This is a genomic window from Alkalispirochaeta americana (genome assembly GCF_900156105.1).
GTDB classification, from domain to species: domain Bacteria; phylum Spirochaetota; class Spirochaetia; order DSM-27196; family Alkalispirochaetaceae; genus Alkalispirochaeta; species Alkalispirochaeta americana.
The window spans coordinates 33,154-51,731 of record NZ_FTMS01000001.1 but is presented as its reverse complement, the minus strand read 5'-3'; the positions used below and the strand labels follow the sequence as shown (position 1 = coordinate 51,731).

The 18,578-nt window shown below is 60.5% G+C and carries 17 protein-coding genes; 7 read left to right on the top strand and 10 right to left on the bottom strand.

The features are described 5' to 3' along the window. The first annotated feature begins 114 nt into the window (after positions 1-114). From BW950_RS00210 to BW950_RS00200, 3 genes are all read left to right on the top strand, one after another. Positions 115-852 (top strand): nucleotidyltransferase domain-containing protein, encoded by a 738-nt coding sequence (locus BW950_RS00210; protein ID WP_076487282.1) that lies wholly within the window; start codon positions 115-117, stop codon positions 850-852. Continuing rightward, complete coding sequence (locus BW950_RS15050; protein WP_076487281.1) at positions 849-1,739, top strand: TPM domain-containing protein; 891 nt, start codon at positions 849-851, stop codon at positions 1,737-1,739. Before BW950_RS00210 ends, BW950_RS15050 begins: the two co-directional genes overlap by 4 nt. Before the next feature lie 63 nt (positions 1,740-1,802). After that, positions 1,803-2,381, top strand: a complete 579-nt coding sequence (locus tag BW950_RS00200) for a LemA family protein (RefSeq protein ID WP_499697471.1) — start codon at positions 1,803-1,805, stop codon at positions 2,379-2,381. Here the strand turns inward: BW950_RS00200 and BW950_RS00195 are convergent. Next, positions 2,362-4,284 (bottom strand): MinD/ParA family ATP-binding protein, encoded by a 1,923-nt coding sequence (locus BW950_RS00195; protein ID WP_200796767.1) that lies wholly within the window; start codon positions 4,282-4,284, stop codon positions 2,362-2,364. The two genes, BW950_RS00200 and BW950_RS00195, sit on opposite strands and share 20 nt — an antisense overlap. On the opposite strand from BW950_RS00195, the gene BW950_RS00190 reads away from it, so the two are divergent. Then, the gene (locus BW950_RS00190; RefSeq protein WP_076487543.1) at positions 4,283-5,107 is read left to right on the top strand and encodes an HD domain-containing protein; all 825 of its coding nucleotides are present in this window, start codon (positions 4,283-4,285) and stop codon (positions 5,105-5,107) included. The two genes, BW950_RS00195 and BW950_RS00190, sit on opposite strands and share 2 nt — an antisense overlap. A 34-nt stretch (positions 5,108-5,141) precedes the next feature. Here BW950_RS00190 and trxB read toward each other — a convergent pair whose 3' ends face one another. After that, a complete protein-coding gene (gene trxB / locus BW950_RS00185) occupies positions 5,142-6,158 on the bottom strand; it encodes a thioredoxin-disulfide reductase (protein ID WP_083943596.1) in 1,017 nt (338 codons plus the stop codon). Positions 6,159-6,273: 115 nt separating this feature from the next. On the opposite strand from trxB, the gene BW950_RS00180 reads away from it, so the two are divergent. Together BW950_RS00180 and BW950_RS00175 are read left to right on the top strand one after the other, a co-directional pair. Next, positions 6,274-7,329 (top strand): Ldh family oxidoreductase, encoded by a 1,056-nt coding sequence (locus BW950_RS00180; protein WP_083943635.1) that lies wholly within the window; start codon positions 6,274-6,276, stop codon positions 7,327-7,329. Between the two features lie 36 nt (positions 7,330-7,365). Further along, the gene (locus tag BW950_RS00175) at positions 7,366-8,340 is read left to right on the top strand and encodes a dihydroorotate dehydrogenase-like protein (protein ID WP_076487279.1); all 975 of its coding nucleotides are present in this window, start codon (positions 7,366-7,368) and stop codon (positions 8,338-8,340) included. Positions 8,341-8,422: 82 nt separating this feature from the next. On the opposite strand, the gene BW950_RS00170 is transcribed toward BW950_RS00175, so the two are convergent. The 7 genes from BW950_RS00170 to BW950_RS00140 are packed head-to-tail and all read right to left on the bottom strand — an operon-like array spanning position 8,423 to position 13,974. Further along, positions 8,423-8,995, bottom strand: a complete 573-nt coding sequence (locus BW950_RS00170) for an electron transport complex protein RnfA (RefSeq protein ID WP_076487278.1) — start codon at positions 8,993-8,995, stop codon at positions 8,423-8,425. Positions 8,996-9,004: 9 nt separating this feature from the next. Beyond that, positions 9,005-9,628, bottom strand: coding sequence for an electron transport complex subunit RsxE (gene rsxE / locus BW950_RS00165; protein ID WP_234968985.1), 624 nt, complete (start codon positions 9,626-9,628; stop codon positions 9,005-9,007). Beyond that, on the bottom strand, positions 9,625-10,191 hold the full coding sequence (locus tag BW950_RS00160) for an RnfABCDGE type electron transport complex subunit G (protein WP_076487277.1): 567 nt from the start codon (positions 10,189-10,191) through the stop codon (positions 9,625-9,627). The genes rsxE and BW950_RS00160 overlap by 4 nt, the downstream gene beginning before the upstream one ends. Continuing rightward, a complete protein-coding gene (locus BW950_RS00155) occupies positions 10,188-11,198 on the bottom strand; it encodes an RnfABCDGE type electron transport complex subunit D (protein WP_076487276.1) in 1,011 nt (336 codons plus the stop codon). Before BW950_RS00155 ends, BW950_RS00160 begins: the two co-directional genes overlap by 4 nt. Continuing rightward, on the bottom strand, positions 11,195-12,574 hold the full coding sequence (gene rsxC / locus BW950_RS00150; RefSeq protein ID WP_076487275.1) for an electron transport complex subunit RsxC: 1,380 nt from the start codon (positions 12,572-12,574) through the stop codon (positions 11,195-11,197). The genes BW950_RS00155 and rsxC overlap by 4 nt, the downstream gene beginning before the upstream one ends. 30 nt (positions 12,575-12,604) lie before the next feature. Continuing rightward, the gene (locus BW950_RS00145) at positions 12,605-13,474 is read right to left on the bottom strand and encodes an RnfABCDGE type electron transport complex subunit B (protein WP_076487540.1); all 870 of its coding nucleotides are present in this window, start codon (positions 13,472-13,474) and stop codon (positions 12,605-12,607) included. Positions 13,475-13,479: 5 nt separating this feature from the next. Further along, positions 13,480-13,974 carry a SoxR reducing system RseC family protein gene (locus BW950_RS00140; RefSeq protein ID WP_076487274.1) on the bottom strand — a complete coding sequence of 165 codons (495 nt, stop codon included), beginning with the start codon at positions 13,972-13,974 and terminating at the stop codon, positions 13,480-13,482. Positions 13,975-14,167: 193 nt separating this feature from the next. On the opposite strand from BW950_RS00140, the gene BW950_RS00135 reads away from it, so the two are divergent. Then, complete coding sequence (locus BW950_RS00135; RefSeq protein ID WP_076487273.1) at positions 14,168-15,205, top strand: succinylglutamate desuccinylase/aspartoacylase domain-containing protein; 1,038 nt, start codon at positions 14,168-14,170, stop codon at positions 15,203-15,205. Here BW950_RS00135 and flcA read toward each other — a convergent pair. Then, the gene (gene flcA, locus BW950_RS00130) at positions 15,202-18,561 is read right to left on the bottom strand and encodes a periplasmic flagellar collar protein FlcA (protein WP_076487272.1); all 3,360 of its coding nucleotides are present in this window, start codon (positions 18,559-18,561) and stop codon (positions 15,202-15,204) included. The genes BW950_RS00135 and flcA overlap by 4 nt on opposite strands. Positions 18,562-18,578: the final 17 nt, after the last annotated feature.

Genomic DNA, 18,578 nt, shown 5'->3' with positions numbered 1-18,578 from the left:
CGAGCCTTTCTGATCACCCCGAAGAAAGAAAAACGTGTCAGCAGATCACGTGTCAGCCGATTACTTGCCAACAGATCACTTGCCAACAGGGCCGTCATGAGTCATCTTAAGGCCATGGAAACAATACAACACGGAATGGAACAGGCCCTGACCCAGCGGCTTTCTTCCTCCTTCGGAGATAATCTTGATTCGGTTACCCTCTACGGAAGCTATGTGCGGGGCACCTTTCAGAAGGGCGTCTCCGATATCAACGCCCTGATCCTGCTGAACCAGCCCGCTGGGGCCCAGATCCAGCGCTTCGGCAGCGATGCCCGCCGGTTTCTCCGGTCCGAGCGAATCACCCCCCTGATCCTCACCAAAACGGAGTTTCTCTCCTCGGCCGATGTGTTCCCCCTGGAATACGCCGATATCCGCCAGACCCACCGGACGATCTTTGGCGAGGACCCTACCGAGGCTTTGAACCTGCAGGACAGAAACCTGCGGCACCAGCTGGAGCACCAGCTTCGTGGAAACCTGGTATCGTTGCGTCAGATGGTGCTGGCCGCGCGGGGGCGCAAGCGGGTGGTGAGAGCCCAGTTGCTGGACTGGTTTGGTCCGTTGGCGGCGGTTTTCCGGGGGCTGGTCCGTCTTGCCGGCGAGGAGACGATCCCCGGAGAACCCCGGGAGCTGATTGATGCCGTGAACCGCCTCTATGACCTGGAGCCGGGACCGTTCCGAAAACTTCTTGAGTTGAGGGACAACCGATCGCTCGATCCGGTTGCTTTGAGCTGGGAGCTTGATCAACGACTCTCGGACCTCTCGCAGCACGTGGACTCCCTGAGGAACACCCTGGAATCGGGAGGTGACGGATGAGAATCTTCGGGAGACGGGCTCTGCCCTGTCTTTTCTTGCTCTCTCTGTCGCTTTCCGGAGGGGCCTTTTTTCCCGGCGGCAACGCTCACACCGGCGGCGGTGTGCTCGAAGCCCAGGCCCGGGGTTCCCTTCCCTCGCCCCGGGGCTACGTGAGCGACTTCGCTGGTGTTATTCCCCGGGATGCAGCCCGGCAGATAGAGCTGATCGCCCGGGCCGTGGCCGACCGGACCGACGCAGAAATTGCCCTGGTGACGGTAAAGAGCTTTGAAGATTTGGGGTTTGCCACGGTGGGAGATCTTGGAATTGCCCTGGCCGATGCCTGGGGTGTGGGCGGGGCCGGATCTGATCGGGGGGTTATCCTGATCCTGGCCATGGAGGAACGTCAGATACGCCTGGAGGTGGGCTACGGCCTGGAAGGGGTTCTCCCCGACGGACGCGCCGGGGCGGTGATCGACCAGGTCCTGGTTCCTGCCTTCCAGCGAGGCCGTTACGGCGAGGGTTTTCTGGAAGCAACCAGGGTCCTGGCGGGCATCATCGGCGAGGAGACGGGAACAGACCTCTCCGATGTCGGCGCAGCTACCGAAAGAACCGAAGCGGCAGCCCCCGCCCGGGGAGCCTCCTCGGGCAACGAGGCAGGACAGGTTCTGGTGCTGCTTCTGGTGTTTTTCCTCTTCGGCGGGGGGCGCTTTATTTTCTGGCCCCTGGTGTTCGGCCGCTTCCGCCGGGGGTTCTACGGCGGCGGCTTCGGAAGCCAGTACCGTGGATACCATCGCAGCACATCCTTCCATGGCAGCAGCTTTGGCGGAGGATTCCGCGGCGGCGGCGGCGGTTTTGGCGGTTTCGGCGGCGGTGGTTTTGGTGGCGGTGGAGCCTCCCGGGGGTTTTAGATCCCCGGTGAATATATCTCTCGGGAGGAGCCCCGCCAGGGGCTCCCGGAAAGCGAACTCAACATGAAAATGACAGAAAGCACAAAGAAAATCCTGATTATCCTGGTGGTGATCCTGGTGGTGTCGGGGTGGATGATCAACCAGCGGAACGGCCTGATCGTGGCCGATGAAACGGTCTCGGCAGCCTGGTCCGAGGTGGACAACCAGCTCCAGCGACGGAGCGACCTGATCCCCAATCTGGTAGCCACGGTACAGGGCTTCGCCGGACACGAACGGGCGGTTTTCTCCGATATCGCCCAGGCCCGGGCCCGCCTGGCCGGAGCATCCACGGTGAGCGAGACGGCAGAGCACTACCAGGAACTCCAGGGTGCCCTGAGCAGACTTCTCGTGGTGGTGGAGAACTATCCCCAGCTTCAGGCAAACCAGAACTTCATCCGGCTCCAGGATGAGCTGGCGGGAACGGAAAACCGCATCGCCGTGGCACGAAACCGCTACAACGAGGCGGTCCGTCGGTTCAATACGCGGATCCGGACGTTCCCCGCCTCAATGCTGGCCCCCCGGTTCGGTCTGAGCCAGCGGGAATACTTCGAGATCAGCGAGAGCGCCCGCACCGTGCCCCAGGTCAATTTCCAGCAGGACTGACCGAGGCTGGAGAACTGACCGAGAGGGCCGCAGCGGTGTCGGGCCCGGCAACAGAGCCCGTCGGGGGGGCTGATCCCTCCCGACGAGGCCCCTCTCCTGATCCGCCCTGAGACCAACCACGCTCCTGAAGAATCGCTTCCACGCCCCGGCGAATCGCCTGACTCGCGGCGTTGTAGGTGGCGCTGATCGACACTCCCAACCCGGCGTTCACCGTGTCGTGCAAAAGGTGGGTGCTCAGTTTTACGTAGGCTGGAGCGTTAATCTTTCCCTGGTCGTCGCGCAGAAGCAGGGGGCCCAGGGAAAACTCCTGGTTCAGGGAAGAGATCCGCCGGGTGATACCGGGGAAAATTGCCTTCACCACCTGGAAAAAGAGGGTGTGGTAGTGATTGTCCCGGCTCAAGAGCCTCAGGATCTGGCGATACCGATCGCGCTGGACAACTCCCCGGGAAGAACGCCGCTCGGGCACCAGGCGAAGCAGAAGGGTCCGCGTCTCGGCATCGTCAAACTCCTTGTCGGCGGCGATCAGAAAAAGTGCCACCGAGGCAGCGTTCCGGGAGAATCCCGGGAGCATCTCGGCCTCCTGCGCCAGAAGCCGCAGAAGCCGGGGTACGGCACCGCGCACAATCCGGCTGTGATCGAGGGAGCCCGCCGGAAGAAATCCCCGGGACTGTTCCACAATCGCCGTTATGGCCTCGTCGAGAATCCTCAGAACCCGCAGAAGCTCCTGATGGAGCTCGCTGCGACGTAACGCCCCCAGGACATCTCCCACCGCTTCGGCCTGCTTTTCCGAGAGTATCCGGTATTCCCCGGAGGCCGCCTGGCCCGGACTATTTCCTTCCCGGGCCGTCTCGCCCAGACTCGCCAGGAGGGAGCGAACCGCTTCCCGGGCGCTTCCCTGGAGCAAACCCAGGAGGAAGGTGTCCAAATCCCTCACTGCCCGGGCGGTATCCTCGGGAGCGGGGTTCCGGGTGATATAATAGGAAATCAGATCTCGACTCCTGGCCCCGGCGGGAACAAGAGAGACCCGGTCCCGCACCTGCTGGTCCAGAATGAGGGAAAAGAGTTCCCGCAACTTGCTCAGAATGGTCACCGTCGGATCAAGCTCGGTCTGCAGGAGGTTCAGGGCAGGATCGGAAGGAACAAAAGCCACATCCTTCAGGCGGGCTTCCTCCTGTCGGGTGATCTGAAGCTCAGGCTCCACGTATTTGTTGTAATTCGCTGCCACGGCACGAGGATCAAAACCGCTCTCACCGGCAGGCTGATACCGGTTGTGCCAGATCATCACCGGCATGTCGGGGACGATCTCAAAGACGCTCCGCAGGTATCCTCCGGCCGAAACGTGGGCCGTGGGTTCGGCGTTGGTCACCACCACCAGGGAACCCGTAGACGGGAGAAACCCCAGGTTTTCCTCGACGCTGATCCCTGCGGGCATATCGTAGATGAGAATATCGTAGGCCTCGACCAGTTGCCGGGCAAAGCGGGTAAAGAGTTTGTCCTTGGCCGACCCGGGGTGGGGAAACACCAGATCAAGATAATCCGTATAGGGGATAACAAACTTCCCCAGACTTCCCTGGTCCTCGTGGTGAGAAAGCACCTTCTGGAGAGCCCCCTCGGGCAGATCCAGAATAACGGCTACGTTCGAAAGGGGGTCCAGGTCAACCAGCCCCACCCGAAGCTGTTTCCGTGCCAAAAGCAAGGCGATGTTGAGGGCCGTGGTGGATTTTCCCACACCCCCTTTTCCCGATCCTATAGCAATACTCCGCTCCCGGAGCTCTCTGACAAGGTCTGCGTCCATTTTCTGTGTATCGGAGCGCAGGAGCCGATCCATGAGAGCCGATCCCCGGAGAATTCCCGCCCTGCCCCCCGTGGACCAAGACGGGCAGGAGCGGTACAGTTCTGGCATGAGCGACGCAATACGCCCCTCCGGGAAGTCTCCCAAGGAATCGAGTCTGGACCGGCACATTCTGGAGCTGGTCCCCTCGTCTCTGACAGCCATCGCCCGGGCGATGCTCCAGGACGAGGAGATCAAGGCCCTCCAGGACTACGCCAACATCGTCAGCATCCGCCGCCTGGGTTTTAACGATCATGGCCCGGTGCACATGAGAAAAGTGGTGAAGAACGCCCTGACCTTTGCCAGCCTGCTCCGGGAGGCGGGTATTCCCATGAGTCTTGAGCAGGAGGGGATCGGCTCCTTCGAGGATAGCGTTTTTGCCCTCTTCACGGCGGGGCTCCTCCACGATATCGGCATGTCCGTAACGCGCCAGGATCACGAGCGCTACAGCACCGAGCTGGGCAGACCCATCGTGGATCGTTATTTGAACCAGTACTGCCCGGACGATGTGGGGCGCCACGTGATGCTTCGCTCTCTCATCACCGAGTGCATTGTGGGGCATATGGGGACGATCAGGATCCACTCCGTCGAGGCGGGGCTCATTCTTATCGCCGACGGCTGTGATATGGAGAAGGGCCGGGCGCGGATACCCCTGCTGATCAACACCGAGGCCCGGGTTGGGGATATCCACAAATACTCCTCTTCGGCGGTGGAACGGATCACTCTCTCGGCGGGCCGGGAAAAGCCGATCCGCATCGAGATAGAAATGACCCAGTCCGTCGGGTTTTTCCAGGTTGAGGAGGTGCTCTTTCCGAAACTCTCCGTGAGCCCTGCCCGGGATCACATTGAACTCACGGCAGGGATCATCGGCGAGACACCCCGGCGCTACCTCTAGCGGATCTTCCCCGGGGCTGGCCTGTGGCCGCGCCTTACTGGCCGGCCAGGTACCGTTCAGCCTCCAAGGCGGCCATGCAACCCGTGCCGGCTGCGGTTATGGCCTGGCGATAGGTCCTGTCCTGCACGTCGCCGCAGGCAAAGACGCCGGGAACGCTGGTAACCATGGACTGCCCCCGGGTGAGGATATAGCCCGTTTCGTCAAGCTCCACCTGCCCCCCCAGAAAAGCAGTATTCGGCTCGTGACCCACGGCGTAGAAGAGCCCGCTGGCCGGCAGGATCTGTTCTTCCTGGCTCACATTGTTCCGAACCAGCACATGGGAGAGGAGTTTCCCGTCTCCCTGAAGCTCCAGAGCGTTGGTATTCCACATGACCGTAATCCGGGGATGCTCCAGAATCCGCTTCTGCATGGCCCGGGAGGCGCGCAGGACATCACGGCGTACCAGCATGGTGACGGAACTCCCGAACTTCGCCAGATACGAGGCCTCCTCGCAGGCAGAATCGCCACCGCCGATCACCACCAGCGGTTTGTCGCGAAAAATGGGAAGGGCACCGTCACAGACCGCACAGGCTGAAACGCCCCGTTGCCAGTACTGATCCTCTCCCGGCAACTCCAGGCGGCGTGCCGTGGCCCCCGTGGCCACGATAAGAGTTCTGGCCCGATAGGCGGCACTGCCCGTGCTCACCAGAAAGGGGGTCTGCGAGAGATCCACCTCCTGAACTGTCTCGGTCTTTATTCGGGTACCCAGACGGGAGCTCTGGTCGCGCATGGCCTCCATGAGCTGCGGCCCGGTGATGCCCTGGGGAAAACCGGGAAAGTTCTCCACCTCCGTAGTTGTGGTCAGCTGCCCCCCCGCAGCGACCCCGCCCGCCATGAACCCTTCAAAGAGGAGCGGCTCCAGATCAGCCCTGGCAGCGTAGATCGCTGCGGTGTGGGCTGCAGGCCCTGACCCCACGATAATAACCTCTTCGACCCGGTCCTGTTCGCTCTGTTTTTTTAGAGACTCTGTCCTGGACTCCTGGAGAGAATCCACCTTGAAAGAATATGCCATACCTCTAAGGTAGGGAAATATTCGAAACCTATCAACAGCAACCGATCAACACTATCAACAGTACCTGACCAAGAGGGTCGAACAGCGCCGGGAAGACATGGTAGAGTGCCGGGCTATGGACATCCACCAAGACATCCTGCGGCCCTGGATCACCCGGCTTCTGCAGGCTGCCGGAACAGACCTGGTGTCAGCCGAAACGATCGCGGACGTTTTCATCCGTTCCTCCCGGCGAGGCTTGGGCCACCACGATATCCATGATCTTCCCCACCGGCTGGAGCTGCTCCATTCCGGCCGGATCAACCCTGCCCCCTCTTTCACCGTCCTGCGGGATGAGCCGGCGCTTCTGGCCTTCGACGGCGACGGCGGCCCGGGAGAACTCTGCTGCAGCCACGCCCTGGAGGGGGCACTGCAACGGGCCGGGCACTACGGAATCGGCCTGGCCACGGTACGCCGAAGCAACCACTTCCTGGCTGCCTACCCCTACGTGCAGCGCGGTGCCGAAAGGGGAGCTCTGGTCCTGGTCCTGAGCAACACCGACCCCACCATGACAGGCCCTGGCGGAACCGAGGCGATTATCGGAAACAATCCCCTGGGATTTGGTGCCCCCGGGACGCCTCCCCTGCTCTTCGATTCATGCCTGGCCTACAGTTCTATCGGTCATCTTCAGACACTCCGCCGGGAAGGGGGATCGATCCCGCCCCACTGGGCTCTGGGTCCTGATGAAACGCCCACCACGGACCCCGGGGAGGCTCTTGAAGGGTGGCGTCTGCGGCCCATCGGGGAGCACAAGGGCTTCGGCCTGGCCCTGATGCAGGAAGTCCTCACGGCGGTTCTGGCAGGTGGAGAAACCACCACGGCGATCCAGCGGCCGGGGGGCATCAACAGTCACAGCCAGACCGTGATCGCCATCGCTCCCGATGGATCCTGCCCGGAATCATTTTCCCGGGGGGTCAAGACGCTGGAGGAACAGATGGCAGCCCGGGGAGAACGCCTTCCCGGCGCAGCCGGGGCGAATCCTGGTCCGCGAGAGGAGATCCACGTCAGGGAAGAAACCTGGGCGGCCCTGGAGGGGTGGAGCGAAACCCTGGGCGTTGGCCCTCCGGGAGATAATGCCCCGGGGATTGCCCCCTTGCCCCCCGGGATAATTGACACCCCGGACCATAGGGTCTAATATATAACAAATTATCCATTATCTGAAGGAAGCTACATGGCCGATCTACGCGTACAGTATATGGGGCTCCAGCTGGAGAACCCCCTGGTTGTCTCAAGTTCCGGTCTGACCCGCACAGCGGAACAGGTAAAACAATGCGAGGCCGCCGGAGCAGGAGCGGTTGTCCTGAAATCGCTCTTCGAGGAGGAGATCCAGGCTCACATCGACGATGAATCGGGAGGAGCGGAGCATACCGAAGCCCTGGACTACATTCGGGAACTGGAAACCGATGCAGGAATCCAAGGCTATACCAAGGTGATTCACGAGGCAAAGGCTTCCGTGAACATCCCTGTTATTGCCAGCATCAACGCCGTAACCCGCAACTGGTGGGAAGACCACGTGGCCGAGATCGCCCAAGCCGGGGCCGACGCCCTGGAACTGAACATCTCCCTCATGCCCTACGACTATAAAAGCAACGAGGCCGATATCCTGGATTTCTATATCCGGACTGTGGAAGCGGTTCGGGCCCGGGTGAATATTCCCATCGCAGTGAAGATTGGCCAGCACTTCACCTCTATCCCCGCTTTGGTGGATCGCTTGCGCTGGGCCGGTGCCCAGGCAGTGGTGCTTTTCAACCGCTTTTACCAGCTTGATATAGACATTGAAACCCTGCGCCTTCAGAGCGGCTCCCCCTTGAGCATCCCCGCTGACCTGGCCCTCACCCTCCGGTGGCTCACCGTGACCTACGGAAAGACCGAGGCCCAGCTGGCAGCGAACGGGGGAATCCACACCGGAGCCGATGCGGTAAAAGCCCTTCTGGCAGGTGCCGAGGTGACTCAGGTCTGCTCCACCCTCTACCAGAACCAGTACAGCCATCTGACAACAATGCGCGACGAGATTGCCTCCTGGATGGATCGCCACGGCTACTCCACCATAGGCCAGTTCCGGGGAAAGCTCAGCCAGAAGAAAAGCTCCACCCCCGAGGCGTTCGAACGGTTGCAGTATATCAAGGCTCTGGTGGGGCACGAATAACCCCCACCACCCCGATTACGCGGTTAAAAAGAAAGCGCCCACTCCGCAGAGAGGGCGCTTTTTTTGGTGGAAGGAGAACTTCCTAGACCAAGCCGGCGAAGCCTCCAAAGGCCAGCGCCAGAAGCCCTGCTGTTACCAGAGAGATAGGAGCACCACGCATCGCCTTGGGAATATCCAGGAGATCCATCTTCTCGCGCAATCCCGCAAAGACATAGAGGGCCAGGACAAACCCCAGAGAACTGCCGATCGCGTATACCACGCCCTGCCCCAGGGTGTACCCCTGACCAACCACGATAATCGCCACACCAAGAATGGCGCAGTTCGTGGTAATCAGAGGCAGAAAGACCCCCAGAGCCTGATAGAGAGCAGGGCTCACCTTCTTCAGCACGATCTCTACAAGCTGCACAAGGCTGGCAATCACCAGAATGAAGGAGACGGTCTGGAGAAAGACCAGCCCCAGGGGCTCCAGAATCAACGTCTGAATCAGGAAGGTGGCAATCGTTGCCATGGTCATGACAAAGACAACGGCAGCCCCCATGCCAACAGCGGTGGAGACCCGGGAACTGACACCCAGAAAGGGGCAGATCCCGAGAAACTGTGAAAGGACGATATTGTTTACCAAGACCGCCCCGATAATAATTACCATATAGTCCATACTATCCCCCTAGGCCTTGCCCGCCGACAGGGCGGCGGCTTTTTTCCGCACCGCTTCCACGGCAGCAATCAGAAATCCCAGTGCCAGAAACGCCCCGGGAGGCATCACAAAGAGAAGAATCGGGTTATCGCTCAGGAACGGCAGGGGAAGTCCGAAGAGAGCCCCTGCTCCCAGCATTTCCCGAACCGCCCCCAGAAGGGTCAGGGCGAAGGTGAAACCAAAGCCCATACCCAGGGCGTCCACCACCGAGGCGACCAGACCGTTTTTGCTCGCAAAGGCCTCGGCCCGCCCCAGAATAACGCAGTTCACCACGATCAGGGGGATAAAGAGCCCCAGCTGCTCGTGAAGCGGCGGCAGAAAGGCAGCCATCGTCAGGTCAATTATGGTGACAAAGCTGGCAATAACCACGATAAAAGCCGGAATACGCACTTTGTCGGGAATGAGGTTCTTCACCAGAGCGACCACGACGTTGCTCCCCAGGAGAACTGCCGTGGTTGCAAGCCCCATGCCCAGGCCGTTCATGGCGCTGGAGGTGACTCCCAGGGTGGGGCACATTCCCAGAAGCAGAACAAAGACGGGGTTTTCCTTGAGGAAGCCCTTGAGAAACTCCTTCTTCATGTTGATATCGCTCATTGGGCACCTCCCTCAAGGGCCTTCCAGCCGCGCTGAACAGCCTCAGCCACGGCGCGGCTACTGATGGTGGCCGCCGTTATGGCGTCCACCGTACCGCCATCGTTCACTACCGCCACGGGCTGCTCGGCGGGGCGCAGCCCCACAAAGCGGGAGCGAAACTCTTCTTCGGTAATCCGTGCCCCCAGGCCGGGAGTCTCCTGATGCCGGAGAATGCTCAGCCCCGTCACGGCTCCTTCCCGGTCAAAGCCCACCATCAGCTCGATTGAACCGGAATAGGCGTTTGTCGAGAGGGACTGCACGGCGTACCCTACGGATTCTCCCTCCCGGGTGGCAGGAAAAATCTCGATCTGCGGATTTTCAGCAGAGAAGAAGGACTCCTCCGTGGGGATATTGTCAAAGGCGGGCACAACCTGGGCAACCGCCTGGATCCGGCGTTGCCGCGCCAGCTCTTCCAGAATGGGAGCAGTCTTGAAATTGGTCACCGCCAGGGCCGAGGCCGACACCAGGGCGATCAGGGTAAGAACAATAAACATGTTCGGAAGCGTTGACTCGAGTTTTTTCATTTCTCACCTCCGTACCCGAACTTCCGGGGCTTCACGTGGCGGTCGATCACCGGCACCAGGGCATTCATGATGAGGATCGAGTAACTTACACCCTCGGGAAAGCCGCCGAAAAGGCGGATGACTCCCGTGAGGACCCCCGCCGAAGCGGCAAAAATGATCCGCCCTGTGAGCGACATGGGCGAGGTCGTCATATCGGTAACCATGAACCAGGCCCCCAGCATGGCCCCGCCGGCCAGGACGTGATAGAGGGGGTCGATGTAGACACCGGGATCAACAACCCAGGCGATCCCCGTTACCAGGGAGAGGCCTCCAAGGAAAACCAGGGGCATCTGCCAGGGCACGTAGCCCCGCCAGACCAGAAAGAGGCCACCCAGAATAACCGCCAGCGCGCTGGCCTCACCGATACATCCCCCGATATTCCCGATAAAGAGATCCAGATATGAGGGCAGATCCACACCGGAGAGCCCCGCCGCACCGGGGTCTTTCACCAGCCCCAGGGGGGTTGCCCCCGTGACAGCCGAGAGATCGAGGCTCAGACGAGCCGCTCCCGGAACGGGCCAGGTGTTCATCTCCACGGGGAAACTGATGAGCAGGAAGGCCCGGCCCACCAGAGCGGGGTTAAAAGGATTGTTGCCAATCCCGCCGAAGGCCATCTTGCCGATACCAATCGCCACCACAGCGCCGATCACCATCTGCCACAAGGGAAGGCTGGCAGGAACGTTGAAGGCCAGAAGCAGCCCCGTGACCACGGCAGAACCATCGGTAACGGTGGTGGTCTCCCACTTGAAGACGTAGCGCACAATCAGGTGCTCCACGGCTACCGACGCAAGAACAGCCACGGCGGTAACAATCACCGCCCGGATTCCGTAAAACCACACTCCCGCCAGCGTTGTCGGCACCAGTGCCAGGGCTACGGTCCACATGATCCGTGCCACCGACTGGTTTGCCCGCTCATGGGGCGGAAGCGCAACCACCAGCCCCTTCGGGTCTGTAACCTGCGTACTCACTGGTTCCCCCTCACTCGTGCACGCCGCAACTCGCCCACTTTTGCTTTCCCCAGGCGCATCCAGTCCAGGATGGGCCGGTTGGAGGGGCAATCAAAGTTGCAACTACCGCATTCAATACAATCCATGATTCCTTCCTGCTCGGCTTCTTCAAAGCGCTCCCGCTGGACCAGCTTCTCCAGCAGATAGGGCTCAAGGCCCATGGGGCAGGCTGTAACGCACCGGGAACAACGGATGCAGGCGCACACCGCAAAGCGGCGAGCCTCCGCTTCCGGGAGCATGATGAGCCCCCCCGATCCTTTGGTGATGGGCACATCCAGGCTTGTCACGGCCCGTCCCGTCATGGGTCCGCCCATCACGATCTTGCCCGTTCCCTCGGGGACCCCACCGGCTGCGGCCACCAGGTCCCGCAGGGGGGTTCCCAGACGGACCCGGAAATTGCCTCCGCCGCCACGGGCTACCAGCTCCTTGCCGGTAACGGTGACCACGCGATCAATAAAGGGACGGTTCTTCTGTACCGCCTGGTACACGGCAATGGCCGTTCCCACGTTGCTCACCACGCAGTTCACGTCCAGAGGGAGCTTTCCGCTGGGAACTTCCCGGCCCGTGGTTGCTTCGATGAGCTGCTTTTCTCCACCCTGGGGGTACTGTTCCTTCAAGGCCACCACCGAGACAAAGCCTTCGGGGATCTTCCCCGCCGAGGCCTTCTCCTTGAGTCGTTTCTCAAGCAGCTCGATCGCGTCAGGTTTGTTCACCTCGATCCCGATGATCGTCCGGGCTGCTCCCGATGCCTGCATGAGCAGACGGATCCCGACGATAAGCTCGTCGGCCTGCTCCAGCATCATCCGGTGATCAGCCGTGAGGTAGGGTTCGCACTCTACGCCGTTGATGAGCAGCGTATCCACGGTGCGGCCCTCGGGAATGGAGAACTTCACCGCCGTGGGGAAGGTAGCCCCGCCAGCTCCGACGATCCCGGCTTCGCTGATTCGGGAGACGATCGCTCCCCGATCCATGGATATCTCTTCCACCAGCTCCGGCGAGGTATCCACCGCTTCATCCCACTCGTCGCCCTCAACGGTGATGATCACCGCATCGCGGCGGTGTCCCTGGGCATCGATCACGGTGTCGATCTTTTTCACCTTCCCCGAAACCGAGGAGTGAATCGCTGCTGAAATAAATCCGCTGGCCTTGGCGAGGACGGTTCCTACCCGAACCTGAGCCCCGCGCTCCACCACAATTTCTGCGGGTTTGCCGATGTGCTGACTCACAGGAATCATCACCGTGGCCGGAGGGGGAAGCTCCGCAATCGCCATGTGGCCGGTCAGCTTGTTCGCCGGAGGGTGAACCCCGCCGACGGAAAAGGTCTTGACTCTGGACATGTTTGCTCCTTAATTGCACAGCCCCCGCCATCAGGTGGAGGAGGGCTCCGTCTCTGCTTTCTTGGGCTTGGGTTTGGGAGGATCAAAGGTTGCAGCGATCGCCTTGGTGGGACACACCGCAACACACTTTCCGCAGGCAATGCACTTGTCGGAATCGATGAAGGCCAGGCTGTTTTCCACAGTGATCGCCTGAACCACGGTGTCACAAACTTTCTTGCACTTGCCGCACCCGATACACGCCACGGAGCAGTTCTTCTTTGCCACCAGTGCAGGCTCCCGGTTGCGGCAGTTGATCCAGACCCGCCGATCCCGGCGTCCCACAGGCCGAATCTGAAAAAGCGAACGGGGGCAGGCCTTCACGCAGGCTCCGCAACTGGTGCATAGCTCCTGATCAACCTCGGGCAATCCTGTCTCGGCGTTCATGGTGATTGCATCGAAGGGACAGACCACATCGCAATCCCCGTAGCCCAGACACCCGAAGGGACACCCGCTTTCACCGGAAAAGGTACTGTGGGCGATAACGCAACTACGGGGACCATCGTAGGCGGTCTTGGGCGGCGCACACTCACGGGTTCCGCCACAGCGAAGAACGGCAACGCTGGCCTTTACAGCCCCGACCTCGAGCCCGAAATAGCTCCCGATCCTGCTCATCGTCTCTGCACCCCCGGGGGGACAGGTCATGTGAGAAATATCGCCCGTGTCGGCAGCCGCCACCAGCGCTTCCGCCATACCGGGACACCCGGGAAATCCGCAGGCTCCACAGTTCACCCCAGGCAGCATCTCGGCTACCTCCGCCACCCGCGGGTCTTCCTCCACAGCAAACACACGCGAGATCACGTATAAGATTGTGGCAAAGAGCGCGGCCACGGCACCAAGAGTAAGTACCGAAAAGAGAATCATCTGGCTCACGACGTACCTTCCTTCCGCACGATATGGAATGGAGCACCACCTCGCTGCTCCTCCGTCCCGGTGTCCACCTCGGAAACCCGAAAATGAACGATCCGGGCAAAAAACCCACGAAACGCATAGACAAGAGCGTAATACGGAACCAGCGAGGCCACTGCAACCAGTCCCGCCAGCTCCTCCCGGGGCACGACCCGGCTCAGGGAAAAGAGGACCGTCACCACCAGAACCAGGGGGAGCACAAACCCCACAGCCACACCGATCCAGCCGATGCGTTCTTCCAGAGAGACCCTGACGGTCATGCCCGGACGCAAATTCCCCTGGTGAGCAACCTGGACCGTCTTCACTGCCGACTCTCCGGCAGCACAGAGGACTTTCACGTGGCATCCGGCGCAGGCGCTGCGCTGAAGAATCTCGACATCGGCGACGGTGTCTTGTACAGCCGCCACAACTCCCTGTCGCGATACCTCGCGACAGCCCCATTCTTTTATATCCATAGATTTCCCCGATCGGGATCGACTCTTGTGTGGCGCGATTATATCGGGCAGAGCGGTGTTTTTGCAACTGTTTTCACGATAAATCGTAATTTAATGCACTATTAAAAATGAATAATTCTTTATTGCAGTGCAAAAGAAATCACACAAAGAAATGAGTTGTCATTGAGCCGAAGTTGAGCCAGAATCATATACCATGAGACGCTCCGAACACCCTCTTCTCTCTTCCTTCATCGTTCATTCCGCAGTCCTCTGCGGAGGAACTCACGGAAACGAACGTACGGGGGTTACCTGCGTGCGACGGCGTCAGGGCGAAGAACCTGACCGGGAGCCTTCTCCGGATCTGCTTCCCCGGCCACAGCAGCCCGAGACCTTCCAGCTCACCCCGGTGATCGCAAACCCCAAAGCGGTCCACCTGAATCGGCGTTACGTTGATTTCGATCTGAACCGCTGTTTTGCCACAGAGGATCTTTCCTGCCAGGACTGGCCCGATTACGAGCGACAAAGGGCGGGTGTCCTGAATCAGCGCTTTGGCCCCAAGGGCGGGTCCGATCCTGCCTGCCAGTTGCTCATTGATCTTCACACCACCACGGCCGATCTGGGGCCTACGGTGATTATCAACGAGGAAGATCTCTTTGCCCGCCTTCTGGCAGCGGCGGTTCAGGCAGAGCTACCGCAGCTACGGGTCTTGAGCTACTTCGCGGCACCGGGCGGCAAGGCCCTGCGGGATACTTCCGCCGGAGCCGGGGCGCCCGGCGGAGGCGGCCCGGCGGCGTCACACCACCCCGGAGACTACCCCTACCTTGCCGAGATCACCACTTCGGGAATCGAGGTGGAGATTGGCCCGATACCGCAAGGCCTTGTCCGGGGGGATACCCAGATCATGAACGAACGCATCGTGAACAGCCTGGTGAAAACCGTGGACTCCTGGAACCGGGACACCCCCCTGGAAATCCCCGAGACACTCCTGGTCTACCGGTTCACGGGAGACCAGGATTATCCCCGCGATCACCGGGGAGCCATCACCGCCATGATTCACCCCGACTTCCAGGGCAGGGATTTCTCGATCCTTGCCCCGGGAGATCCGCTTTTTCTTGATTTTCAGGGGAACACCATCCCGTACCAGGGACCGGGAGGGCTGAGGCCGGTTTTCATCAACGAGGCCTCGTACTACGAAAAACGAACGGCCTTCACCCTCACGGAAGAACAGACCCTGCCCCTGGTGCCCCGCTAAAAGAGCACCTGTTCCATATCCCGGGGCAAGCGCTGAAAAATCTGGGGCCGGTAGTCCCGAGTGGGGTTCAGGATTTCCCGAACGTTGAGGTACGCCAGATTTCGGGCAAGAGCCCGTTCCCCCGTATCGCGATCCCGAAGGTAGTTCTCGGCGATCTCCGCCGACTGCTGAAGGAATACCAGCGCCTCGGCCTGGAGGTTCTCCGAGGAGAGACTCCGTTCAGTCTGGCGATGGAGGGTGACGCCCAGGTTATTCTTGACCCGGTAGAGATACTCCACAAGGCCCCGGTGGGCTGAATCTTCCTCCACCAGGAGCGTCTGGATCCGGTCGCGACGCATCAGGAGCCGACCCATGAGACTGCGATAGGTTGCCTCGGCAGCAACGTAGTTACCGCGCTGAAAGAGGGTGTTTCCCCGGGCGAAGAGAACGTTATCGCCTCCCTCCAGGGCGTTACCCGAGCCAATCGCGAGAAACTGTTCCATGGCCCGATCGAAGCGGCCAAACTCGTAGTTGATAAACCCCCGTTTAAACTCAACCTCGTCGGGCCGATACCCCTGGGAAGCAGCGCGATCGTAGAGACGCAGGGCGCGCTCAAAATCTCCCGAAGCGTAATATTCCACATCGGCCCGCACTGCAAAAACCCGTGCCAGCTCCCGATCGGGGGCCAGGAGCCCTGCCGAGAGTGCCTCCTGATAGCGCTCCAGGGCGGCATCAGAATCGGATACAGTTTTGAGCAGCTCATCCCGGACAAACCAGTACTCGGCGCTTCGGATATCGGTATCAATTTGCTGGCGCAATCGCTCTCGCGAGAGTGGTTCAGCGGCCGCAAAGGTCATGCGGGCGTTATCCAGGGCGCGGCGTTCCTCCAGGGGAGCCTGCATCTCCCGGGCGTAGCGAGCCATGTGATAATGGATTTCCGGAGTCTCCCGCTCCACCCCCATGGCCCGCACAAGCATGGACCGGACATCGGCGCGGATTCCCTTGTCCAGAAGATAGCCTGCCGCTTCGGCGTAGATTCGGGGATCCACCTCGGTCCGGGGAGACTGAACCTCAAAGAGGTGAACCAGTTCACGGGTTCGTTCCAGGTTATCGGTCCGAACAAAATACCGCAGAAACCGCATGAGAACGGGATCGATGTCGCCATAGCGAGCCAAAAGATCAGCGTAGGCCAGGCGAGCCCGTTCGTACTGGCTTGAATCTTCCCGGGCCCAGCGCAGGGCGTTATCTCCACGGCCCATCAAGCCATCGTAATCAAACTCATCGCCGTAGAGCAAAATCTCATAGAGCTGGTCGGCTCGTTCGTAATTCGCCAGGACCTCCGATTGAAGCAGACCATGCTCGAGAATCGCCTCGCGATCCACCCGAAGGAAATCGTAGACGGTCTTCCCCCGTCCCCGGGAATCCACCGTCACCACCTCGGCCAGGAGGCCCCGGGCGGCCATGCCCCGTAGGAAATCCCGATCCTGCGCATCCATGCCGAAAACAAGCTGGTCGTACTTTTCCACAGCCAGATCGTACTGGCGTTTTTCTGCGTAGAGCCGGGCGTAGCGGAGAAACCAGATTCGTCGGGGACGCAGTTCCCAGGCGCGCTGGAAGGTCTCATTTGCCCGGTGGAAGCGATCCTCCTGGCCGTGGGCGTAGCCCTGGCGGTAGAGCATTCCCGCGTGGATCGGCCGGTAGACAAAGCGGTGCACGAAAAACCCCAGGATAAGGGCTGCCACGGTAGCCAGGGCCGCCACCCGCACCAGGGGAAGCACCACGTGGACAAGACGATAGCGGACCGATCGCCGGTAGGCATCAAAGGCTGCCCCGGTGAGCTTCTGGTAGCCCTTGGGGACAACAAGGGGTTTTCCCGTTATGTCTGAAACTCGTTCAGCCAGAACCGAAGGGCTCTCCCCCTGGATCAGCCCCTTCAGGAGAGCTTCCACGGCCTGGGCAGCTCCCTTGCCGGAACCGATCGCCTCCTCTGCGGCAATCCGAACATTCAAGGGGAGGGAGTTCAGGGTCTTCTGGATTGCCGAAAACTCCTGGTCAGAAAACTGGCGGTCTTTCAGGGCCGAGGGAGCCGCCTCCAGGTCCTCTCCGTCGTCGTCCAGGACATCCTCATCCACCTCGAGACCGGCGAACTCATCGATCGAATCTTCGTCGATATCAAACTCTTCACCGAAATCTCCCAGACTGAAGCCCTCGTCGGAGAGACTGCTCAGGTCGTCATCCACCGAGGGGAGATCGAAGGGGTCATCGTCATCGGCGAAGGGATCATCGCTCAGCTCGTCAGGGTCCATCTCCGGACCAGCGGCCTGTGGGTCATCTGTCTCGCCTTCGGCGCTATCCGAATCCAGCAGATCACCAAACTCGGCATCCACCTGGGAGCCAAAGCCGTCGTCAAAGGAATCTCCCACCTGGAAATCCTGGAGATCGGCGAAGGGATCATCTCCCTCCCCGGCCGGGAGGTCAGCTCCCAGAGCGGCCTGGGAGAGCGCTTCCAGCTCCGGATCCAGCTCCTCGGTCTCATCGAGTTCGTCCAGGTCTTCCAGGGAGTCCAGGTCTTCCGGGGAATCGAAGTCGTCCGGGGCTTCAAAGTCATCCAGGGAATCGAAGTCGCCCGGCCCATCGGCATCGTCCAGGGAATCGAGGTCTTCAATCTCTCCAAGGGGATCGTCGCCGGGTTCGTCGGTACCAAAGTCATCCGGGGAATCGAAGTCGCCCGGCCCATCGGCATCTTCCAGGGAATCGAGGTCTTCGATTTCTCCAAGGGGATCGTCGCCGGGTTCGTCGGTACCAAAGAAATCATCGCCTGGAGAATCATCCTCACCAAAAAGCGATTCCTCATCATCGGCCACAGGATCAGGAGCGTCTTCGGATGCGAAGGCCTCTTCAAGATCGAAGGCATCTTCCGAATCAAAAGCCCCTTCTGAATCGAAAGACTCGTCGGGGTCAAAAGAAAAATCAGGAGGTCCCGGGATATCGTCGTCGCCAAAGTCCACAGCTGCAAAGGGATCGTCATCGGCCCCGGCATCGCTGTCGTCGGTTCTGTCGCCTGGATCAGGGCCTTTCCCGTCAGGGGCACCATCGTCAGTACCATTCCCGTCATCAAAGAGCGTATCCAGATCGGCCAGAAGAGCCGACGTATCCTGAAGCTCTTCCTCTTGTGACCGTTCGGCCTGATTGCGGGCAAAGGATTCACTGTCTTCCGAGGCGTCGCCCAGAAGGCTCGACAGATCATCATCGTCCAGGGCAGACTTGGGCGGAACCGGTGGCTCGATTATCTCGCCCCGGTTCGCAGCGATCTCCGGTTCGTTGCCTAACTGTGCAAGAGATGCATGAAACTCTTCGATTCGCTCAATTGACGGCATAGTTCCTGGATACCTTT